A 21048-nucleotide genomic window follows, 5' to 3' on the forward strand; every position below is an offset into this window, starting at 1 on the left:
AAAGCTTCCGTTTGAAACAACGTTAGTTAATTGTGAACTATTTAGGTGACCAATCAAACTTTTTGAATGGTTCGTCAACTGGGGTGTCCGCCACATGGTTAGTATAGTTACTCATAACTTTTTGCGCAAGAATTAGGATAATTTCAAGCAGTTGCTTATGCTTATAACCAGCACTATAGAATGCGTCAAGTTGCGCACCATCAATGTTTCCTCTACCACGAGTAACCGCTAGTACAGTTTCTTTTAGCGTATTTAATTTACTGTCAGAGAGGGTTTCATCATTACGCAACTCTTCAATCAAATCATCACGCACCTTCATGCTTTTCGCAATACCGGTGTGGGCTGGTACACAATAATGGCAGGAGTGTTCGACGTTCACCGCTTGCCAGACCACCGTTAACTCTTCCGCATTGAACGAGGTTTCTTGAGCCAGCTTGTGCAGCACTTGATAGCCTTCAAGCAATGCTGGCGCTTCTGCCATAACAGCGTGCAGGTTAGGCACCATACCAAACGCTGCTTGAGAATTGTCAAGTAAGGGCTTTGAGGCTTCTGGTGCTGTGTCTTTAGTATGTAGTTTGAAATCGCTCATATCACTCTCCTGTTGATGTAACTAGAAATTCAAGTAACCCCTTTGGTTACCGTTCCCCCTTCAGTGTGGGAACAATAATAGGTTTACTTGAACGATCGTTCAAGCGATAATTGAACACGTGTTCAAAACATTCACGTATAAGGTATGCTGCGATGAAATATGACCATGATGACATTATTGAAAAAGCCACCACACTTTTTTGGCAACGAGGCTTTCATGCAGCGGGTATGCGCGAGATCCAACAAGCATTAGATATGCGTCCAGGCAGTATCTATGCGCGCTTTCAAAGTAAAGAAGGGTTATTTAAACTTGTTGTAGAACACTATGCACAGAACAGTGCAGAACGCTTAAAGCAGGTGGCAGAAGCAGAGTCACCTTTGAATGCGCTTTACAACTTTTTTGAAACGGCATTAACTGGACCTGATGAGCAGCGCTATATGCGTCAGTGTTTACTGGTGAAGTCTATTGCTGAATTAGATATTATTGGCGAGGTTGCCAAAAAAACAGTGCTTGAAAGCATGCAAACCCTCAAGGTTGGCTTTAAACATATAATTGAAGCCTGTATCGAGAAAGGCGAATTGCCTGAACATACACCAACTGCACTTGCAGCTGAGTGGCTTCAAAATCAATTCGTAGGACTAAGGGCGTTCGCCATTTTGCAAGACGACAACAAAGCAATTGCTCAAATAATCAACAAGACTTTACTTGATCTTAAAAGTGAATGGCCCATTTCTTAGCTTTTAACTTATTTCAGTATATAAATGTCCGCCATCAAATAATGATAATTTAGATACACAATCGACACGCCCTACTTGCTGAGAGCTAGCCAAAACTTCTGTTTTAGGGCTAACATTAGTTTGGTCACTGTTCTTAACGGGCGCGCGCTTAACGAGTGCAGGCGAAAAACATGCTACTGGAAGCTGCCTAATTGAATCATTGGGAAAACTTAAAAACGTTTAAACCTCAATATAATGAATTGTAAAACGCCAGTGGACAATTTTCATCACTGAGCCAAACGATAGAAATGAGCACAAGAAAAATGGTTGAGAGAGCTTTAACAATATTTACGTTCATACTGTTTATTAGCTTCGTTCAAGGGTGCAGTAATAAACTAGAAAAAGGATATATTGCTTATAATTCCCAACAGTATGACTTATCCAAAAGGCATTGGCAGCCTTTAGCTGAAAAAAATGACCCGGCAGCGCAATACCTTATAGCGAAATTATGGGAACACGGGGTTGGTTCAACGCCGCGAGATTTAGAGAAAGCAATGGATCTATATTATCTCTCTGCAAACAATGGTTATCTGCCTGCAATGACCGCTCTAGCCCGCCTTCAGATACAGTTCAATGAAGAAGAATCAGCTTTTTCATGGCTACGATATGCTGCCAGATGGGACTATGAGATGGCAAAAACCATGCTTAAACAATACGGTCGCCCAATACCTACGGCTGATTTTAAAGCACATTATCCGCCAAACACCCGTTTACCGGCAGATTCAGGAAAACAGCAAACGCAACAACTGGGCAATAAGCAAAATTCCCATTAAGGGCCAAATCCACTTAGCCCATTTCGCTGCATCCTCGTTACTTATTCGCATTTTAGAGCGTTCTATTAGCGGTATAATCAATGCTAGTGCACCAAATAACACTGCCAGTAAAATTAACACTTCCATTATCGTAACCCTATCGCATATTTGAGCACTTCTTGTTTAGCAGGCTCTATGCGCTGCGCCACAGAAAGAAGCTGGTTTCTTATCCATTTGATGGGGGCAACGTCATTGCTAAACAAGGTATAAAACCCATCCATTGCCGTCATCATCACCAAATTATCTCGCTTTCGTGGCTTTTCATAATTGCTGATAAGCCTTTGAGAAAATACTTTATCGGTTAGCGACAATGCGTTGTCGCTACCGAATGGCTTGAATTCAGCACACACAGAAAGAAAGGTTTCTACGTCTTTAAAGCCCAAATTAACGCCCTGCCCCGCAAGTGGATTAATGGTGTGTGCTGCATCACCAACTAACACACATCTGCCTTTAACGTATTGATTAGCATGGGATCGGGTAAGCGGAAAAATCGCTTTATCAATAACTGAAAAGCTATTGCCATTTCTGGTCAATTCGTCTGGAAAGGTTTTAAGAATTTCACTTTCAAGTTGGTTCGCTTTTAAACTTTTAATCCGTTTGAGTTCGTCGGGCGAGTCGTACCAAACGAGCGAGGCGTAGTTATCAAACATGGGTAAAAAGGCTTTGGGGCCGCTCGATGTAAACTGCTGCCAGGTTACAGGTTCAACGGCGTTCTCCATCTTTATAGTGATCCCCATCGCCTGCTGCGCATACTGCCAACCTGTGGTGCCAATACCGGCCGCCTTCCTTACCTGAGAGTTTGCACCATCGGCACCAATAAGCCACTTAGCCTCTATCGTTTTGCCACTAGATAGTTTAACGGTAGCAGAATTGGCTAACTGAATATCTTGCACTGTGTGGTCACTAATAAGCTCTACATTCTCATACTGTTTTAGTGCTTCGTGGCAACCTAGTTGCAACAATCGGTTTTCAACAAAAAAGCCCAGCTGAGGCATGTCGATACTTTGTGCGGTGAAATCTGTTCGATGGGATGGGTCGTCCCACACGCTAAGTCCAGAGTAAGGTTTAACTCGCATAGAAGCTATGTGTTCCCAAGCGCCAAGGGCTTTTAACAGCGTTACCGATGCTTCGCTGATAGCTGAAACCCTTAAGTCAGGTCCATCCTCGGGATTAAAAGGTACCGGTAGATACGGCTCTATCACTGCTACTTTAAACTCCTGTTGAGCAAGCCCCAACGCTAGCGCCGCGCCGACCATACCGCCGCCGTTTATACAAAAATCGACCATTTACTCTCCTTAAAACACGCACTTGCATTATGTCTTAAAACACAAAGCGCTGTGAAGTAAAACGTACAACAGGCTTGGCTTAGATCAATTCTTCACGAATCGTCGTAAGACACTGGGAATATACCTGCATAACAGGTAAAATATGCGGCTATTTTGAACATCTTCCTGTAACTGACATTTCCGATGCTTTTTGCATGGGCGCTTTCAACGCCTTATGCAGAATAACATTCTGGCAGACACCTTAGCTAAACCAAGGTGATACTGCATTCACTTACAGGAACACTAACAGGTTACCGAATAGTTGTTATGACTAAAAAGCTGTATATCAAAACCTGGGGCTGCCAAATGAACGAGTACGACTCGGAAAAAATGGCAGACTTACTAGACTCAACCCATGGCTTTAGCGCTGCACAAAGTGCTGAAGAAGCCGACGTTATTTTGCTTAACACCTGCTCTATTCGCGAAAAAGCGCAAGAGAAGGTTTTTCATCAACTTGGTCGCTGGAAGACGTTAAAGCAAGACAAGCCTGAACTTATTATTGGTGTAGGCGGTTGTGTGGCTTCTCAAGAAGGTGACACCATACGCCAGCGTGCGCCGTTCGTAGACTTGGTATTTGGCCCTCAAACGCTGCACCGTTTGCCTGAAATGATCAACGAACTTCAAGGCGGCGCAAAGTCAGTGATTGACGTGAGCTTCCCTGAAATTGAAAAGTTTGATCGCCTGCCTGAGCCACGAGCTGAAGGCCCAACGGCGTTCGTTTCAATTATGGAAGGCTGTTCAAAATATTGTACGTTCTGCGTAGTACCTTACACCCGTGGTGAAGAAGTAAGCCGCCCTGTCGACGACGTATTGCTTGAAATTGCACAGCTTGCAGGTCAAGGCGTACGTGAAGTAAACCTTCTGGGTCAAAACGTTAACGCATATCGCGGTGAAAATTACGACGGTACAATTTGTCGATTCTCTGAGTTACTAGAGCTTGTAGCTGCTATCGATGGCATCGACCGTATTCGTTACACCACCTCACACCCGGTTGAGTTTACTGACGATATCATTGAAGCATACGCGTCTATCCCTGAGTTAGTTGACCACCTGCACTTACCTGTTCAAAGCGGTTCTGACCGTATTTTGAACCTGATGAAGCGTGGCCATACGGCAATTGAATACAAATCGAAAATGCGTAAGCTCAAAAAAATTCGCCCAAACATTAGCTTGTCGAGCGACTTCATCATTGGCTTCCCAGGCGAGACCGATGCCGACTTTGAAGCTACCATGGATTTGATTCAGGCTGTCGATTACGACCTTAGCTTCAGCTTTATTTACAGTGCTCGCCCGGGTACGCCTGCTGCCGACGCAGTAGATGACGTAAGTGAAGAAACTAAGAAGCAACGTCTTCACCTACTACAGCAGCGTATTACGCAACAGGCCCTTCGTATTGCTCGTCACATGGTTGGCACAGAGCAGCGTATTTTGGTTGAAGGTCCGTCAAAGAAAAACCCAATGGAGCTTTCGGGACGTACTGAAAATAACCGTGTAGTGAACTTTGAAGGTACGCCTGACATGATTGGCGAATTCGTTGACGTGAACATCACTGACGTATTCACTAACTCACTACGTGGTGAAGTTGTGCGCAGAGAGAGCGAAATGGGCTTGCGTGTTGCCGTTTCGCCCCAATCTATCATGGCAAAGCATCAGGCAGATTTGCCCGATGAGCTTGGCGTGGGACAATTTAACCCAGCCTAAACACATTTTATAGCGAGGAAAAAAGTAGCTTGAGTACATTGGTTAGTAACGAATTTGAATTAGAACCGGCAGATAGCAAACGTTTGTCGAGTTTATGTGGCCCCTTTGATGACAACATTAAACAAATTGAGCGCAGGTTAGGCGTAGAGATTACCTACCGAAATAACGCGTTTAAGGTGTTGGGTGAACCGCAGCAAATAAAAAGTGCTAGCGAATTACTTAAGCTTCTTTATATAGAAACTCAGCCTATTAAGGGTCGTATTCCTGAGCTAGAAGCAGAACAAGTTCATCTTGCCATTCAAGAAGCCCGCGTTATTGAAAAAGACGCCACTGGCGGCTACGGAAAAGAGGTGAATATTAAAACCAAGCGCGGAGTTATTAAGCCGCGCAACCCCAACCAAGCGCAATACGTGGCAAACATTGTAAACCACGATATTACTTTTGGTATTGGTCCAGCCGGAACAGGTAAAACCTACCTCGCTGTTGCTGCGGCTGTTGACGCACTTGAGCGTCAAGAAATACGCCGTATATTGCTTACTCGCCCTGCGGTAGAAGCTGGTGAAAAGCTCGGTTTCTTGCCTGGCGACCTTTCACAAAAAGTCGACCCATATTTGCGCCCGCTTTACGACGCTCTGTTTGAAATGCTGGGCTTCGAAAAAGTTGAAAAACTAATGGAGCGCAACGTCATTGAAGTTGCGCCTCTAGCCTATATGCGCGGAAGAACGCTTAACGACGCGTTTATTATTTTGGACGAAAGCCAAAATACCACGGTAGAGCAAATGAAAATGTTCCTAACCCGTATTGGCTTTAATTCGAAAGCAGTGATCACCGGTGACATCACGCAGGTAGATTTACCTCGCGGCGCAAAGTCAGGTCTACGCCACGCTATTGAAGTGTTAAGCGAAGTGGATGACATTTCTTTCAACTTCTTCAACGCTGAAGACGTGGTGCGCCACCCTGTGGTGGCGCGTATTGTAAGAGCATACGAAGTGCATGACGCTGAACAAGAGCGTTTACGCAAAGCGCGTAAAGAAGAAGCATTGCAATTTCAGCGTGAACAGGCTTCACAAGACGATATCGCGACGCAAACGAAAGACGACAACGCATCGTGAGCGCCATAATTGATGTACAACAAGCATTTGAAGGTGACGAGGCGATTTTATCAGCCATCCCCTCACCTTCAGAACTTGAGCTTTGGGCTAATGCCGTGCTCGAATACGAAGGCTTAGATGAGCAGGAAGTGACTATCCGCTTCACCGATGAAGCAGAAAGCCAAAGCCTTAATCATGAGTACCGAGGAAAGGATAAACCTACGAATGTGTTGTCTTTTCCGTTTGAAGCACCGCCGGGCATTGAAATAAACCTTTTAGGCGACTTGGTTATTTGCGCCCCCGTTATTAGCCGTGAAGCTGAAGAGCAGCAAAAAAAAGTAAGCGATCACTATGCGCATATGACTGTTCATGGGCTATTACATTTAATGGGTTATGACCATATTGATGATGCTGATGCCGAGGAAATGGAAAGTAAGGAAATCGAAATCTTGGCTCAATTAGGCATAGACGACCCCTACAATTCATAATACGCTAGACGTAAGTTCTTCCCTCCCCCATGGATAAATGGGTAACCATGAGCAAACAAATCAACGACATTAAAACAGACCCTGTTATCAGCCGTTTACTAGAGCGTATGCCAGATAAAGTGAGTGACTCCTTTTCAGAGGAACAACTGGCCCACTTGCGAAATGCCATTGGCGCACGAGAATGGGGTCGACACAAAGTTGACCTAAGAGGCACTGTAAAGTTTTTTAAATGGCGCTATTATTATGTTGTGCTGGCAGGAAGAAACAGGCGAACGCTTTCTGAAAAAGAGCTAAGAATGGCCGTTCTTATGAATGCATTCTTAATAACAAGCTTTGTTTCGTTTTCAATATTGCTAGGTTTAGTTGTTCTGTATTTGATTAAGTCAGCGCTAGGCATAAACTTGATAGAGGGCTGGAGTTTGGGATTGTGGAGTTGGTTTAAAGCCAACGTACTTAGCTAGTTGTTCACGCGGCCGTAGCGATCTGAAAACCGCACGATATCGTCTTCACCCAGATACGCGCCCGATTGCACTTCAATCAGTTCAAGGGGGATCTTTCCAGGGTTTTCCAACGCATGCACTGCCCCGATTGGAATGTATACTGACTGGTTTTCTGTAACTAATTGGGTGTTATCGTTAATGGTAACGTTAGCGCTGCCAGACACCACAATCCAGTGTTCAGCGCGGTGGTGATGCATTTGTACCGAGAGTTTTTCACCAGGTTTCACGGTAATACGCTTAACCTGGAAACGATCGCCACTGTCAATAGAATCGTAACTTCCCCAGGGTCTGTAGACCTCGCGATGAAACTCAAATTCCGGGCGTTTTTCAGCCTTTAATTGCTCTACCACCTTTTTAACACTTTGCGATGCACTTTTGTGAGCCACCATCACAGCGTCTTTGGTTTCAACCACAATGACATCGTTTAACCCTACCACTGCAACCATACGCTGTTCGGCGTTAACATAGCTATTATCTACATCTTCTAACAGTGTATCGCCGATGGTCACATTGCCTCTTTCATCTTTATCAGACGTTTCCCATAACGAGCCCCAGCTCCCAACATCTGACCAATTTGCATCAAGCGGCACCATGGCAGCACTGTCGGTTTTCTCCATCACCGCATAATCAATTGAATTATCGGGACATTGAGCAAACACTTCGCTGTCGACGCGAATAAAGTCCAAATCTGTTGCTTGAGTTTCGATGGCTTTTTCACACACCGATAAAATGGCGGGATCATATTTCGCCAACTCTTCTAAATAACGGCTGGCTTTAAACATGAACATGCCGCTATTCCAATAATAACTGCCTGAATTAACGTATTCTTGAGCGACCTCTAAAGAAGGTTTTTCCACAAAGCTGTCTACCGCATACCCGGCTCCTAGCTTACCTGCCGCTTTTATGTATCCATAGCCGGTATGAGGCTGGTTGGGTACCACGCCAAACGTGACGAGTTTGCCTTCGTGGGCAAGCTTTTGAGCGTGTTCAATTGCGTTGTGAAAAGCACTGACATCTTTAATAATGTGATCGGCTGCCAAAACAAGTAAAACCGGATCTTCACCTGATTTCACCGCATGTAACGCCGTTAATGCAATAGCGGGGGCAGTATTGCGCCCCACTGGTTCAAGCAATATCCCGCTGTGATTAATGTTCTTTTGACGAAGTTGCTCAGCGACTAAGAAGCGATGCTCTTCATTGCAAATGATCATGGCGTTTTCGCTATCCATGCCTTTCAATCGCAAAATGGTGTCCTGCAGCATAGTGTTTTCACTGCAAAGTGACAAAAATTGCTTTGGAAGCGCCGCACGAGATTTTGGCCAAAGACGGCTGCCTGAGCCTCCTGCTAAAACAACTGGTTTCATTTTAATCCCTTCACACAACCTTATTTTTAATAATGAGGATAAGAAAAAGCTACTTATTACAACACTTAACTGTAGAATACACCTAATAGTGAATACTTTTTCAATTTAACTTGACCTTTTATACATAATTTACATCTAGCCTTAAAGGAAAATTTTAGATAGATTAATGTTCAAAAATTAATTTATTTCCCTGTAGATATTTATAGGCATCACATTGCATATTAATTAATACAAAATGTGAACTTAATTCCCAAATAATCTCCATAAATTTAAAATAAAATTAACAGGTAAACTGTAGATGAAAAAAGCACTTATTACTGGTGTAACCGGCCAGGATGGCTCCTACTTAGCGGAGTTTTTATTAGAAAAGGGATACGAAGTTCACGGTATTAAGCGTAGAGCTTCTTTGTTTAACACAGAGCGAATTGACCATATTTACGAAGATCCACACAATGATAACCCTAAGTTTCATTTGCACTATGGAGATTTGACAGACACATCGAACCTGACGCGCATTCTGCAGGAAGTTCAACCTGATGAAGTTTACAACTTAGGTGCTCAATCCCACGTAGCGGTTTCTTTCGAGTCTCCTGAGTACACTGCTGATGTCGACGCTATCGGTACATTACGATTATTAGAAGCAATTCGATTTCTAGGGTTAGAAAAGAAAACTAAGTTTTATCAAGCTTCAACTTCGGAATTGTATGGATTGGTCCAAGAAATTCCGCAGAAGGAGACTACTCCATTCTACCCTCGATCTCCTTATGCAGTTGCCAAAATGTATGCATATTGGATCACAGTTAATTATCGAGAGTCGTATGGCATGTATGCTTGTAATGGCATACTGTTCAACCATGAGTCTCCCAGACGAGGCGAGACCTTCGTAACGCGAAAAATCACAAGGGGATTAGCAAATATCGCCCAAGGACTGGAACCTTGTCTTTACTTAGGCAATATGGATGCACTGAGAGATTGGGGGCACGCCAAAGACTATGTAAGGATGCAATGGATGATGCTACAACAAGACATCGCGGAAGATTTTGTTATTGCAACAGGTAAGCAGATCTCTGTACGTGAATTTGTCGCTATGTCAGCAAAAGAAGCTGGCATAACTCTAGAATTCTCTGGAGAAGGTGTAGATGAGATTGGCACAGTTAAAGATGTTAATCATGAATTAGCACCTGGCTTATCGGTTGGCGACGTCATAGTGCGCGTTGATCCTCGTTATTTTAGACCTGCAGAAGTTGAAACTTTACTCGGCGACCCGTCAAAAGCGAAAGAAAAGCTTGGCTGGGTACCCGAAATCACTGTTGAGCAGATGTGTTCTGAAATGGTGGCTGCAGATCTAGAAAAAGCAAAGCAACATGCACTATTGAAAAAACATGGCTATACCGTTTCTGTCGCAAAAGAGTAAAGGGACAAACTCATGAAAACTATCTTTGTTGCTGGCCATAGGGGTATGGTTGGCTCAGCAATTGTCAGGCAATTAGAAGCAGATTCAAGCATTCGCTTGATTACTTGCTCCAGAAGCGATTTAGATCTGACAAATCAGAATGACGTAACTCGCTTTTTCGCTGAACATGCAATAGATGAAGTGTATTTGGCTGCTGCCAAAGTAGGTGGAATACATGCTAATAATACTTATCCAGCTTCATTTATTTACGAAAACCTGATGATTGAAGCCAACGTTATTCACGCTGCACATACCAATAACGTTCAAAAAATGCTCTTTCTAGGCTCTAGCTGTATTTATCCCAAACTAGCGCCTCAGCCTATGCAAGAAAAGGCGCTTTTAACAGGTACACTTGAAGAAACAAATGAGCCTTATGCAATTGCCAAAATTGCAGGTATTAAATTATGTGAGAGTTATAATAGACAGTACGGACGCGACTACCGCTCCGTCATGCCGACTAACCTGTACGGACCTAATGATAACTTTCACCCCGAAAATTCACACGTAATCCCTGCGTTGTTAAGACGATTCCACGAAGCAGCTGAAAAGAGTGACGACAAGGTGGTTGCATGGGGAAGTGGGACGCCGATGAGGGAGTTTTTACATGTGGATGACATGGCTGCGGCTTCAATTCACGTAATGAACCTAGATAAAGACACTTACTGCAATGTCACCTCCCCAATGTTGAGTCATATTAATGTAGGGACAGGTGAAGATTGCACAATAAAAGAATTGGTGGAGACAATTGCGAAAGTTACAGGATTCCATGGAGAGATTATCTGGGACACGTCTAAGCCTGATGGAACGCCCAGAAAGCTGATGGATGTCTCGCGCCTAAAAGAACTAGGGTGGAAGTATCAAATTTCGCTGGAGGAAGGTCTCTCTAGCACCTACCAATGGTTTCTGGACAATCAGGAAAATTTTAGAGGCTAACATTGTCTTTTCTATCTCAAGAAGTATTTACTACTGTCATAGACTCTACCCCATTAATCTCAATAGATTTAGTGGTAGAAAATGAACATGGGGAACTTCTATTCGGTTTAAGGAATAATCGCCCAGCAAAGGGCTTTTGGTTTGTGCCTGGCGGACGTATTTTAAAAAATGAAACGCTGGATGCAGCATTTGAGCGCTTGAATAAAAATGAGTTAGGAGTTTGCTTCAATCGCTCAAACGCGCGTTTACTTGGAGCATGGGAGCACTTTTATGAGGACAGTGTTTTCGGAGAGTCTCCCAGCACACACTACATAGCACTAGCCTATCATTTAATAGTTACTAAGAATCATCTTCACCTGCCATTTGGAGAGCAACATAGCAGCTATCTTTGGAAAGAAAAAAGACTGGCGTCGAGTGATGAAAGTATTCACCAGTACTCAAAAAACTATATAGGATCAGTATAATTCTGCTCCTATATAGCTTCAAGAATTCTAGACGTTATAGTAGGCCTTATACCATTCTACGAACTTACCAACACCTTCTTTAATTGATGTCTTAGGTCTATATCCTGTAGCCTCACCTAATGCATCAACATTTGCGTACGTGGCGATTACATCACCGGCTTGCATAGGTAACAAATTCTTTTTTGCCTTTACTCCCAAAGCTTCTTCTAACGTTTCAATAAAACTCAATAGATGAACTGGGTCATGTGCGCCAATGTTATAGACCCGATATAGTGCTTTGCTTGTAGCGGGATTTGGAGATTTCCCGTTCCAGTCAGTATCAGCGCTAGCAGTGTTATCTAGCGCTTTTAAAATTCCATCAACAATATCATCTATATATGTAAAATCTCTGTAGTGATCGCCATAATTATAAACTTGAATTTCATCGCCTTCTAAAATTGCTTTAGTAAATTTAAAAAGCGCCATATCGGGTCGACCCCATGGACCATAGACTGTGAAGAAGCGAAGTCCTGTAGTAGGTAAATTATATAAGTGGCTATAAGTATGCGCCATTAATTCATTTGCTTTTTTTGATGCCGCATACAAACTTACAGGATGATCTACGTTATCGCTTTCTACAAATGGCATTGTTTCATTTGCACCATAGACTGAGCTTGAAGAAGCATAAACTAAGTGCTGTACATTGTGATGCCGACAGCCCTCAAGAATATTTACGAAACCAACTAAATTAGAATCAACATATGCATGTGGATTTTCAATTGAATACCTTACGCCAGCTTGTGCCGCAAGGTGTATAACTTTATCGAACTTGTGTTGATTGAATAGTGTTTCGACGCTTACCCTATCTTCTATTCCGATCTTTTGGAAAGTAAAGTTATCGCTATTGATCGAATTTTCAATACGTTGAAGCCGCGCTTCTTTTAGGTTGATATCATAATAATCATTGATATTGTCAATACCAACGACTCTATGACCATGTGACAAAACAGTATTACAAACCTCTGCTCCAATGAATCCAGCAGCTCCAGTTACTAAAATTTTCATATCCCTTTAAAAACCCATTTTTTCGTATTTTTATTAAGATAACTCTATAATACCTCATAAATAAACTGTTTATTTTTGAAAACTTTGTACAATTTAAATAGATTTCATTTAAGCTTAATATACCGTATAAGATTTGACTCATATCTTTGCATGAGCGTTGTCGATATTTTTTACAACCACTCTTCAAACCCCAGACATGACAACCCTATGATACTGTTTTAAATGAACTTTTAAAATGTGGCACAATAATAGCTTTAGTTAGTATAGTAACTTCGTAACCAATTGAGTTTTTAATATGAAATATGTATTAGTTTTATTAGTTTCTTTGGCTTCTCTGAGCGCGAACGCTGCGCTAATCACGTCGAATACGACGTTTTTCACTACCACAGGGTCATCGTTTAGTACATCTGCTAGCGTTGCGACGAATTTGAATACAAACGCCTTTATAAATTACGTTATTAAAGGTGATTATTCTCAATCTGTAAATGAGAGCTTCAGATTTTTTATAGATGGTATTTTATTAGCGGATTGGAGTGCTCAAACTCCTGGTCTAAGTGTAACAAATAATGCTGGCACTATAGATTACACTATAGTTGGTACCGTTAACATCAGTGATGCGCTTTGGTCTAGCTTTATTTCTGACGGTATACTCAACATTTCCTGGCAGAACGGTTCAGGTGTGAACTATAGTCCAGATGGAGGAGAAGACTTTGTTAGCTATGAAATTTTCGCTTCCGCCTCTTCTGTGACGGTGCCGGCTTCTGCGCCGAACGTCTTATACTTACTGCTATGCTCAATGGGTATATTAGCGGTAAGAGGGTTTAAAACTCGTAGCTAAGTTTCTATTAACACCAACACTCCTTAGGATTTACACTCATACCTAAGGGGTGTTTAGTATTTTTCTAGGCTGTATGTTAGGAATCGTTTTAAACATTCAAGCTTTAGTTGGAGTTTAAGAAAATTATTTGTGTGTTATGCTCTAAGTAAGTCCTCAAACCTAGGCTTAGGTTACCACTTAACTTATTAAAAATGTAAAGGTCTAGCGCTTTTCAAGCTTTATCGTCCCCCTAAGATATCTGCTTGTTCTATAGAACTTTACTTTATGCATTTTGCTATATTGCCAACCCATAAAGTAAAAATGCCACCAATACATCCAATAGGACAGCTTCAGCATCTTTCAGGGATTAGATACTCAATATTACAATTGGGCACTTTTAGCAAAAAAATCGCCTTTAAATCAAGCCTAAACGAAGAACTTCTAAAATGGATATGTCACTCTGTATCAGGAACGGTTATAATATTCTTTTTGAAATACTAATCAGAACCATTTGACAATTCACATATACGAGACTTCTCAAGTAGCTCAGACGGTGCACCCGCGTTAGCTATTACTACTTGTGCTTCTTTTATATCTCTACCGTTATTTACAAATATGTTGTTTTTAGAATTATTTCTTTCTCCTCCTATATTAGAATTCTTTATCACATTATCTTTTACCGTAATGAATTGTGTGAAGTTATCTAGATATATCGCGTCAACATACCAATTTCCAGCCCACTTACTCCTCTCAATATCATGAATATAGTTTTGCTCGATGATTGTTCCTTCCTGATTTCCGCCTAATGTATAAATAGCTCCACCATCGTCATGCAACTGCATAACATTGAAAATGTGATTATTTTTTATAACATTACCAAAAGTGCCTGTATCGTTATAGCCTTTCGGTTGGTTACCTACTTGGATTCCAGAATAAGGCAAGTTACATATCGTATTCTTTTCTACTAGTGAATTGCTTACGTAATGTAAAAGGATTGCACCACCGTTTGTGACTACATTGCCTGTACTGGTAATGATATTTTCCGCTATTATCACTCCACTACTTTTTAGTGACTTATCTGGATTTTTCGACGAATGACTGTCAATCTCTATCGCATTTGCTCCCATTACTGAAAATACATTTCTACTAATAATTAGATCGTCCGCATTACTATGTATTTTTATCGCAGTAGCTCCTATCATAGTAAAGGTATTGTCTGTGATTCTTAGATTCTTAACATTTTTGACGAATATAAGTCCTGGAGGAACGTTATCTGAGCGCACTTCTTCTTTTGATTTTCCGTAAGGTTGAGCGAATTGAGTATAAGCACCACCTTTGGTAAAAGGCTTAGCCCACCCCGTGCCAGTAAACTTAAAACCTCTGAATTCAATATTACTTAAATTACGTAAACGATTCCCTTCAATAAAAAATAGAGTTTCGAGTTTAGGTATTTCGCCTACTAAATCTTTGGTGTTTTGATTAGCTTTCAGCTTATAGTAAATAAACCCGTCCTTGTAATCTAAATACCACTCCCCCTCTTCGTTTAGGAATTTAAAAGCACCTTCAAAATAAAAATAAGATTTGTCATAAAATTCGTTATTCTTATTGAAGAAAAGTAATTCTTCCTTGTGTTTAGGTAGAAAAATTACATTTTCTCCCATTTCTTTGTGGTTTGAATATGTGGCATTATGGTGTATCCAGTGAGATTTAACTATTAGTTGTAAACCTTCCATATTTTCGGGTGCATATGAATCCCACAACGATTTGGAAATCATATAACCATCACCATGGACACCAGTAAGAGGGAAATAAGGACCAAACGATTTTTCTGAAAGTTTATTAGGCTCTCTTGCTCTTGTTGCAAACATGCTGTCGATATAGAGCATCATCGCTGGAGACTCAAAATCGATTTTGTGCCTTACAATCCGTTTATATTTATCATAGACCTCCCAGCGATTGAGAAGTGTCGACCCTGTAATGATGACTTTTTCATTTTCGAAAGTCTTAAAAATAATAGTTTCAACATCTTTTAAAATTTTTGGTGTCAATGTTACTGGCTTTGATAATTCATATCTTCCTGCTCTAAATATTATTCGAATATTCTTTTCTTTAACTTCGTTTGCGACGTACTCCAATGCACTATGGATATCATTAAATGGAGTGTCGAAACTACCATCACCTGTATCACTACTATCTACATCAATATAAATATCAAGAGCAAGACATGGCCGAACTAAACAAAATAATATTATGAATTTTAAGTTAAATATAAACTTCACTATAGTTCACCAGCCCAATTACATTATTTGTTAAACGAGTACCGAAGGAAAAACACTGACAAAATATTTTGAAGAGCAATTGCTAGTGCTGTTGATAGAGCGGAACCGTAGATACCATAAATTGGTATTAAAACCATATAGACAGGTAAACTAGCGAAAACAGTAATAAAAAGTGCATTCCGCAATTTCTTTTCATTACCCGATAAACTCAAAATATAACCAACACTACCTGTAACTAAATTAATAATTTGTCCACAACAAAGAATTAAAAGTATCAACTTGGAATTGCTATCTTCAAGTGTCTCACCAAAAAAGGTTTTATAGTAATCAAATAGAAAAAATACTGATAAAAATATTGGTATACCTGCTAAGCCTAAGAATATTACAGACCTTTTATAAAGCATCAAAGCTTTTGCAGTTTCATCGTTGTTAAAATACGAAGCATATATGGGTGAAAGTACAAAATTGACTGCTACAAGAACAAAACTAATAAGCAGTGAAATTCTTTGACAAACAGCGATAAGAGCCAAGTCCTGATTCGCTAGATAGAAACCTGAGATTAACTGGCCAGACCATATTATCAATTGTTGGGACAAAGCTACTTGCCATAAATAAAATGCTGTTTTAACGCTCTTTTTATGGCCAATAAACGAGACATATTCTATGCCGAACAATTCAAATTTACTAAAATAAAGAATGAAACTAATTACAACTGCTATAGAACTCGCTAAGAGATAAAGCTTCAAAGAACCAAAGGCATCTAAGCTCGGGAACACCAATAAAAAAACTATAAACAAAAAATTAGGTAAGAAGCCATTTAAGAACGTTGCTGTAATTATGTTATTTCGCGCTTGAAAAAGCGTTCCAATTATTACAGACATTGATAAAAGAAAAGATATAATTAAGGATATAAAAATTAAGTCTTTCTTAACTGGAAGCGGAAACCATAAGACGCTCAAAACTAACAATGAAACAATCAATAGAAATATAGATAAGGCCGCGGATGAGTTTAATACTTTTGCTCTTCTAATGGTTTTAGTTAAAATACTTTTACCCGAAAACTCCTTTATAATTACGTTATCGAAACCAAAGCGAAAGAATACGCTCATAAAGGTGATTATTGCTAAGCAATATAAAAAAACCCCTGCTTCTGATTTATTTAGTTTATTTGTTATCACAACTGTTAATAAGAACATAATAGTGATAACTGAAGTTCTAGCAAATAGTGCAATTACTATAGCGTAAAATTTATTCATTTTATTTAGCAATGTTAAACATTGATAAAATATTTAACATTATGAATCTAGGGTTTAAAATCAAATATCTTTTCCAAAGTCTCTTCGGTTCGCATAGTAAACGAAAAAACCATTCAAGATACAAAGCTTTAAAAATATTAGGCGCTTGTTGTTTAGAACCCGAAATAAAGTCAAATGCAGCTCCTACTCCAATAGAACAACACTTAATTTTGTCTCTATGTAAATACATCCAGCTTTCCTGCTTTGGGCAACCTAGTCCAACAAAAAGGATATTTGTTCCCGACGCATTTATCCTTTCTATAATTTCTTCGCTTTCCAAAGTCGCTTTCGACCTAAAAGGAGGAGAGTATTCGAATACTATTTGAAGGCCTGGATATAATTTCGTTAGCTTTTCAGTAACTAATTTTAAAACATCATTATTAAAACCACCGTAGAAACCAACTTTAATATCTTTACTGCTATTTGCGTGTTTACATATATTATATACAAGATCTTCACCACGAACCTGTGAGAAACTATGTAAACTATCTCTGCCACGAAAAATACTTTTGATTCGAGCGATTAGGTAAATAGGTTTTCCATCGGTTACTGTTAAATCAGAACTATTAACGATACGCTCAAACTCAGGGGAGTCATAAACTTCCATGCACATATGAACATTAGATACACAAACATAAGAGCCTATTTTATTTTTACATAGAAAAACTATGCGATCTGTAACTTCTTTAATATTGGAAAGGTTTACCCTCATTTTGAGAATTCTTAGATCAATCATCCTTTTTTTCCTCAATTAACTCTTTATAGAGTTTAATAAGAATTTTTGCATTATTCGTTTTTTCGTACTTACTGTGAAACTCTTTAAAACAATTTTTCTTCATAGAACGAAATAGTTCACTATTTTTCATCAGTAAATCTACATATTTTTCAAGTTCTTTTTCATTTTTATATTTATACCCTGTAATGCCATCTTCTATCATTGTAGTCATAGCACCAAGATCTGATGAAATCACGGGCGTACCACATGCAAAGCTTTCTATAATCGTTCTCGGCATTCCCTCAAACCAATTGGAGGTAAACATAAGCACTACTGATTCTGCCATAAGCTTATAAACAGTTTCATATTCAACTTGCCCAATCACCTTAATGAATTTTTCATTTTGTGTTTCTGACTTTATTTTATCGTAAAGAGGTCCTTCTCCAGCCAACACAAGTGTCATTTTTGATTTATTAGCTAAAGACTGTTTCTTCCAAATATCAATCAGTTTTAAGACCCCTTTTTCTTCAGAAAGCCTACCGACATATAAAGCTTGATTCAGCTTTAAATCATCGTAGCTGGGATAATCTGAAACAAAATTTCCTTTGACAGATAATTGTTTATCTTTAAACCCATTTTGTAAAAACATCTCGCGCTGAAATTCTGTTAGTAGAATAAATCTATCTACTTTACTCCATGCTCCAATTGAGTCATAAAACCAAAACAAAAGGGAGATGTATATAGATTGCAGCCGCGACTCCCTGTAACACTTGTACTTAATTGCGTAAAAGTTAAACTTCTTCTTTTCACATTTTCTGCACACTTTGTTATCTCTAAAAAATAGGGCATTCGAGCAAAACAGTCTATAGTTTCTTATAGTCATTAACGTAGGTACATTCAATTTACTAGCTGCAAAAAAAACACTAGGACTGATAATAGGAAAAAAATTCTGAACATGAACTACGTCAATAGATTTTTCGATAATTATCCTTCTTACTTTTAAGTAATAAAAAACATTAAAAAAAGACATTATAAAATAGATAATACTTCTAATGCCTGTTATTTTGTTATTACTTTCATCTATAGTGTAAACTTCTACCCCGTTTTCGGCCAGCAAATCTCTTTCTGACTCTGTAGATTTGTCTTCACCACCTCTAATTTTGTACTTATTGTGAATACTTAGCACTTTTATTTTCTGGTTCTCCACGAAGAGTCGCCCTCAATATAAAAACAAAAATAATTTGAAATAAAAATATTTCATCGAATCCACTGCGAAGTACTGACTGCGTAATTAGTCGTATAGTCATGGCTAAGAAGAGTACTTTCACAATACTGTTGCTATTTCTACTTGAAAATGAAGCTCTTCCAAAATTGAACCACACAACCAGAAATAGAACTAAACCCAGAAAGCCAGTTTCACCAAGAGTTTGGAAAATTTGGTTATGAGCATGACTAGGTGTAAATCCTAGTCTTTTTTGAAACAACTCTGGATTATCATATAGTCCTGGACCGTAGCCAAAAATCGGGTTCTTAATTAACTCTTCGATTGTAACTTGCCAAATAATAGCGCGGCCAGTAAGCGTTGATAACCTATTGTATCGCGCTTCACCTAAAAATCCCTTCAAAATACTATCTATTTCACCAATGGAACTAACAAAAAACACTAGAAAAATTATAGTAAAAAATATTGTTATAAACTTAAAAAAAGATTTTTCTTTAGCAGTAACTTTTTCCTGATATTTTAAAACGGAAAAGTATGTCAAACAAACAAAAAGAATCAAAAGTATAGTTTTTGATTGACAAAGAATAATTAATATGAAAGCCGAAATTAAGAAAAAAATCTTTTTTGAGCTCGATATCCAACTCATAGAAAGTGTAAGAAATATATAGAGTAGTAAGAGTGAAGAAAGATTATTCGGATGCCCACTTACGCCGTATAACCTTACTTGGATCGCATCAAACCATCCAATTGTATATCCTTTTTGCAACGCCCAATTTGAAGCGAAAATTATTACTATATAGTTGATCGCAATATAGACATTTAATAACCTGTGTACAAAATTCATTAATACAAAATTATTTGGTGGAGCGTATTTAAATACCACTAACACACAAATAGGATAAAGGAATATTCGAGCATCAAAATTCGTAGTAGTTCCTAAAAACGACGACAGAAAGGGAGACATTGAAAAAACCAAAAGTGAAAAAAACAATCCTCTTTCTTTTTTTTCAACGTTAAATTTTGTCCCATTGTATAATAAAGGAAAAAATATAAAAATAAGTCCTAGCATAGGAACTAAGTTCTTAAAAAATCCTAATTCAATCAAAGGAGCTGCAATAGTAAATCCATCAAGCCTTCTGACATTCACGAAAGATGAAGAAATTGATACAAAGAGAATTATTAAAATAACTAGCTTCCAAGTATCATTAACCCTTAGATTCATATAGATTTTCTCTCTTTTTCTTATATTTTTTAGGATTAATAAAAAAGCGAAACAAGACTTCCTTAAAAAAAGAATAAATTATAAATAATACTAATAGAATAATCGAAACATCATGTTCCTTCACCTTGTAACCTAAATTTTTTATAACCTTACCTACAAGTTTATTGATGATATAATAATCATATTTATTAAGATTATTTTTCTTGACTTCTTTCGGCTTGGATTTTCCAATATACTGATGTTGTTCTTTTGTGAAATCCGGAAGGAAATAGTTAACAGATTCGTTACTATCACAATTCGAAGTCAAATAAAGACTCTTCATTAACCCATCCAAAACAGTAAATCTATCGTCCTTTAGAAGTGACTCGTATTTGACGGTGATCACATTGTCTTTTTCAGATACTGCAAGTCCAGAAGCTACTTTCTTTAACCAAAATATTGTCGCAAAAAATGATGTGTTTGGCCCCCATTCAAGAGGTACTATAGAATTGATTACATCATAAGGATTACGAATAATGTGTATGAAAGTAGTATTATCAAAGGCGTGTGTAAGTTTTGAGTAATTTTCCAGATTATTGGGAGAATGATCTATCCAAACTGTAGGCGTTTCTATATTTTTACTCTTTGCATATTTCATAACGCAACTTTCCATGAAAGTTTCGATACTACTATAGTCCGTTGGAGGAGATATTTCCCACGTTTTAAATCGCCAATCATCACAAATACTTTTGAATTCATCCTCCAGTTTCAAGCTAGTGTCCTTAAACAATGATTCAGGAGTTACCACTGACCCCTTAGCACTTCCCAGTAAGCTCGCTAAAAACGTAGTACCACTGCGATCACATCCACCAATAAATATCTTTCTCATATACTTCAATCCCTGTATGTTCCTCCAGCAAACTAAGCTAGAAGGTTTCGAACGTTACACAGTAAGAATAGATTTTAAATATCTAGTTTT

Annotated in this window: 20 protein-coding genes; 10 read left to right on the forward strand and 10 right to left on the reverse strand. The window is 39.0% G+C overall.

All coding sequences use genetic code 11. The features are described from left to right. Nucleotides 1-37 precede the first annotated feature (37 nt). Entirely contained in the window at nucleotides 38-589 is a 552-nt protein-coding gene (locus tag JC525_RS18140) for a carboxymuconolactone decarboxylase family protein (protein ID WP_198817269.1), read from the reverse strand. Between the two features lie 152 nt (nucleotides 590-741). On the opposite strand from JC525_RS18140, the gene JC525_RS18145 reads away from it, so the two are divergent. Together JC525_RS18145 and JC525_RS18150 are read left to right on the forward strand one after the other, a co-directional pair. Then, complete coding sequence (locus tag JC525_RS18145) at nucleotides 742-1326, forward strand: TetR/AcrR family transcriptional regulator (protein ID WP_198817271.1); 585 nt, start codon at nucleotides 742-744, stop codon at nucleotides 1324-1326. Between the two features lie 287 nt (nucleotides 1327-1613). Continuing rightward, nucleotides 1614-2138 (forward strand): tetratricopeptide repeat protein, encoded by a 525-nt coding sequence (locus JC525_RS18150; RefSeq protein ID WP_198817273.1) that lies wholly within the window; start codon nucleotides 1614-1616, stop codon nucleotides 2136-2138. 125 nt (nucleotides 2139-2263) lie between these two features. On the opposite strand, the gene JC525_RS18155 is transcribed toward JC525_RS18150, so the two are convergent. Continuing rightward, nucleotides 2264-3463 carry an FAD-dependent monooxygenase gene (locus JC525_RS18155; protein ID WP_198817275.1) on the reverse strand — a complete coding sequence of 400 codons (1200 nt, stop codon included), beginning with the start codon at nucleotides 3461-3463 and terminating at the stop codon, nucleotides 2264-2266. A 306-nt stretch (nucleotides 3464-3769) separates the two neighbouring features. On the opposite strand from JC525_RS18155, the gene miaB reads away from it, so the two are divergent. The 4 genes from miaB to JC525_RS18175 are packed head-to-tail and all read left to right on the forward strand — an operon-like array spanning nucleotide 3770 to nucleotide 7243. Next, nucleotides 3770-5203, forward strand: a complete 1434-nt coding sequence (gene miaB, locus JC525_RS18160) for a tRNA (N6-isopentenyl adenosine(37)-C2)-methylthiotransferase MiaB (protein WP_198817277.1) — start codon at nucleotides 3770-3772, stop codon at nucleotides 5201-5203. Between the two features lie 29 nt (nucleotides 5204-5232). Beyond that, nucleotides 5233-6315 carry a PhoH family protein gene (locus JC525_RS18165; RefSeq protein WP_198817279.1) on the forward strand — a complete coding sequence of 361 codons (1083 nt, stop codon included), beginning with the start codon at nucleotides 5233-5235 and terminating at the stop codon, nucleotides 6313-6315. Then, entirely contained in the window at nucleotides 6312-6782 is a 471-nt protein-coding gene (ybeY, locus tag JC525_RS18170; RefSeq protein WP_198817281.1) for an rRNA maturation RNase YbeY, read from the forward strand. Before JC525_RS18165 ends, ybeY begins: the two co-directional genes overlap by 4 nt. A gap of 47 nt (nucleotides 6783-6829) precedes the next feature. Continuing rightward, nucleotides 6830-7243, forward strand: coding sequence for a 3-phosphoshikimate 1-carboxyvinyltransferase (locus JC525_RS18175; protein WP_198817282.1), 414 nt, complete (start codon nucleotides 6830-6832; stop codon nucleotides 7241-7243). Here JC525_RS18175 and JC525_RS18180 read toward each other — a convergent pair. Further along, a complete protein-coding gene (locus JC525_RS18180; RefSeq protein WP_198817284.1) occupies nucleotides 7240-8646 on the reverse strand; it encodes a mannose-1-phosphate guanylyltransferase/mannose-6-phosphate isomerase in 1407 nt (468 codons plus the stop codon). The two genes, JC525_RS18175 and JC525_RS18180, sit on opposite strands and share 4 nt — an antisense overlap. A gap of 298 nt (nucleotides 8647-8944) precedes the next feature. Between JC525_RS18180 and gmd the strand changes: the two genes are divergently transcribed. The 3 genes from gmd to JC525_RS18195 are packed head-to-tail and all read left to right on the forward strand — an operon-like array spanning nucleotide 8945 to nucleotide 11496. After that, the gene (gene gmd, locus JC525_RS18185) at nucleotides 8945-10060 is read left to right on the forward strand and encodes a GDP-mannose 4,6-dehydratase (RefSeq protein ID WP_198817293.1); all 1116 of its coding nucleotides are present in this window, start codon (nucleotides 8945-8947) and stop codon (nucleotides 10058-10060) included. Nucleotides 10061-10072: 12 nt separating this feature from the next. Further along, the gene (gene fcl / locus JC525_RS18190; RefSeq protein WP_198817295.1) at nucleotides 10073-11032 is read left to right on the forward strand and encodes a GDP-L-fucose synthase; all 960 of its coding nucleotides are present in this window, start codon (nucleotides 10073-10075) and stop codon (nucleotides 11030-11032) included. 2 nt (nucleotides 11033-11034) lie between these two features. Next, nucleotides 11035-11496 carry a GDP-mannose mannosyl hydrolase gene (locus tag JC525_RS18195; RefSeq protein ID WP_198817297.1) on the forward strand — a complete coding sequence of 154 codons (462 nt, stop codon included), beginning with the start codon at nucleotides 11035-11037 and terminating at the stop codon, nucleotides 11494-11496. Nucleotides 11497-11523: 27 nt separating this feature from the next. Here the strand turns inward: JC525_RS18195 and JC525_RS18200 are convergent, their stop codons facing one another. Next, nucleotides 11524-12540: an NAD-dependent epimerase gene (locus JC525_RS18200; RefSeq protein WP_198817299.1), complete on the reverse strand. Its 1017-nt coding sequence runs from the start codon at nucleotides 12538-12540 to the stop codon at nucleotides 11524-11526. A gap of 295 nt (nucleotides 12541-12835) precedes the next feature. Here JC525_RS18200 and JC525_RS18205 point away from each other — a divergent pair, with 295 nt between their 5' ends. Beyond that, the gene (locus JC525_RS18205) at nucleotides 12836-13378 is read left to right on the forward strand and encodes a hypothetical protein (RefSeq protein WP_198817301.1); all 543 of its coding nucleotides are present in this window, start codon (nucleotides 12836-12838) and stop codon (nucleotides 13376-13378) included. Nucleotides 13379-13854: 476 nt separating this feature from the next. Here JC525_RS18205 and JC525_RS20170 read toward each other — a convergent pair whose 3' ends face one another. From JC525_RS20170 to JC525_RS18235, 6 genes are read right to left on the reverse strand one after another with little or no spacing between them, the layout of a single operon-like run. Next, nucleotides 13855-15636, reverse strand: coding sequence for a right-handed parallel beta-helix repeat-containing protein (locus JC525_RS20170; protein ID WP_198817303.1), 1782 nt, complete (start codon nucleotides 15634-15636; stop codon nucleotides 13855-13857). Between the two features lie 23 nt (nucleotides 15637-15659). Further along, nucleotides 15660-16892 (reverse strand): hypothetical protein, encoded by a 1233-nt coding sequence (locus JC525_RS18215; RefSeq protein WP_198817305.1) that lies wholly within the window; start codon nucleotides 16890-16892, stop codon nucleotides 15660-15662. Between the two features lies 1 nt (nucleotide 16893). After that, nucleotides 16894-17667 carry a WecB/TagA/CpsF family glycosyltransferase gene (locus tag JC525_RS18220; protein ID WP_198817313.1) on the reverse strand — a complete coding sequence of 258 codons (774 nt, stop codon included), beginning with the start codon at nucleotides 17665-17667 and terminating at the stop codon, nucleotides 16894-16896. Continuing rightward, nucleotides 17660-18853 (reverse strand): glycosyltransferase family 4 protein, encoded by a 1194-nt coding sequence (locus JC525_RS20210; RefSeq protein ID WP_198817315.1) that lies wholly within the window; start codon nucleotides 18851-18853, stop codon nucleotides 17660-17662. Before JC525_RS20210 ends, JC525_RS18220 begins: the two co-directional genes overlap by 8 nt. After that, the gene (locus JC525_RS18230; protein ID WP_198817317.1) at nucleotides 18813-20090 is read right to left on the reverse strand and encodes an O-antigen ligase family protein; all 1278 of its coding nucleotides are present in this window, start codon (nucleotides 20088-20090) and stop codon (nucleotides 18813-18815) included. The genes JC525_RS20210 and JC525_RS18230 overlap by 41 nt, the downstream gene beginning before the upstream one ends. Beyond that, nucleotides 20074-20958 carry a sulfotransferase family protein gene (locus tag JC525_RS18235; RefSeq protein ID WP_198817319.1) on the reverse strand — a complete coding sequence of 295 codons (885 nt, stop codon included), beginning with the start codon at nucleotides 20956-20958 and terminating at the stop codon, nucleotides 20074-20076. Before JC525_RS18235 ends, JC525_RS18230 begins: the two co-directional genes overlap by 17 nt. Nucleotides 20959-21048 lie beyond the last annotated feature (90 nt).

It is taken from the genome of Alteromonas sp. IB21 (genome assembly GCF_016405965.1).
Taxonomy (GTDB): Bacteria; Pseudomonadota; Gammaproteobacteria; order Enterobacterales; family Alteromonadaceae; genus Alteromonas.

Excerpts from the sequence above, each read along its gene's own strand:
- JC525_RS18205 (WP_198817301.1), top strand. The coding sequence starts at position 12,836 with ATGAAATATGTATTAGTTTTATTAGTTTCTTTGGCTTCTCTGAGCGCG.
- JC525_RS18150 (WP_198817273.1), top strand. The coding sequence starts at position 1,614 with ATGAGCACAAGAAAAATGGTTGAGAGAGCTTTAACAATATTTACGTTC.
- JC525_RS18140 (WP_198817269.1), bottom strand. The coding sequence starts at position 589 with ATGAGCGATTTCAAACTACATACTAAAGACACAGCACCAGAAGCCTCA.
- JC525_RS18200 (WP_198817299.1), bottom strand. The coding sequence starts at position 12,540 with ATGAAAATTTTAGTAACTGGAGCTGCTGGATTCATTGGAGCAGAGGTT.
- fcl (WP_198817295.1), top strand. The coding sequence starts at position 10,073 with ATGAAAACTATCTTTGTTGCTGGCCATAGGGGTATGGTTGGCTCAGCA.
- JC525_RS18235 (WP_198817319.1), bottom strand. The coding sequence starts at position 20,958 with ATGAGAAAGATATTTATTGGTGGATGTGATCGCAGTGGTACTACGTTT.
- JC525_RS18215 (WP_198817305.1), bottom strand. The coding sequence starts at position 16,892 with ATGAATAAATTTTACGCTATAGTAATTGCACTATTTGCTAGAACTTCA.
- miaB (WP_198817277.1), top strand. The coding sequence starts at position 3,770 with ATGACTAAAAAGCTGTATATCAAAACCTGGGGCTGCCAAATGAACGAG.
- JC525_RS18180 (WP_198817284.1), bottom strand. The coding sequence starts at position 8,646 with ATGAAACCAGTTGTTTTAGCAGGAGGCTCAGGCAGCCGTCTTTGGCCA.
- JC525_RS18230 (WP_198817317.1), bottom strand. The coding sequence starts at position 20,090 with ATGAATCTAAGGGTTAATGATACTTGGAAGCTAGTTATTTTAATAATT.
- JC525_RS18220 (WP_198817313.1), bottom strand. The coding sequence starts at position 17,667 with ATGATTGATCTAAGAATTCTCAAAATGAGGGTAAACCTTTCCAATATT.
- JC525_RS18155 (WP_198817275.1), bottom strand. The coding sequence starts at position 3,463 with ATGGTCGATTTTTGTATAAACGGCGGCGGTATGGTCGGCGCGGCGCTA.
- JC525_RS18175 (WP_198817282.1), top strand. The coding sequence starts at position 6,830 with ATGAGCAAACAAATCAACGACATTAAAACAGACCCTGTTATCAGCCGT.
- JC525_RS18145 (WP_198817271.1), top strand. The coding sequence starts at position 742 with ATGAAATATGACCATGATGACATTATTGAAAAAGCCACCACACTTTTT.
- gmd (WP_198817293.1), top strand. The coding sequence starts at position 8,945 with ATGAAAAAAGCACTTATTACTGGTGTAACCGGCCAGGATGGCTCCTAC.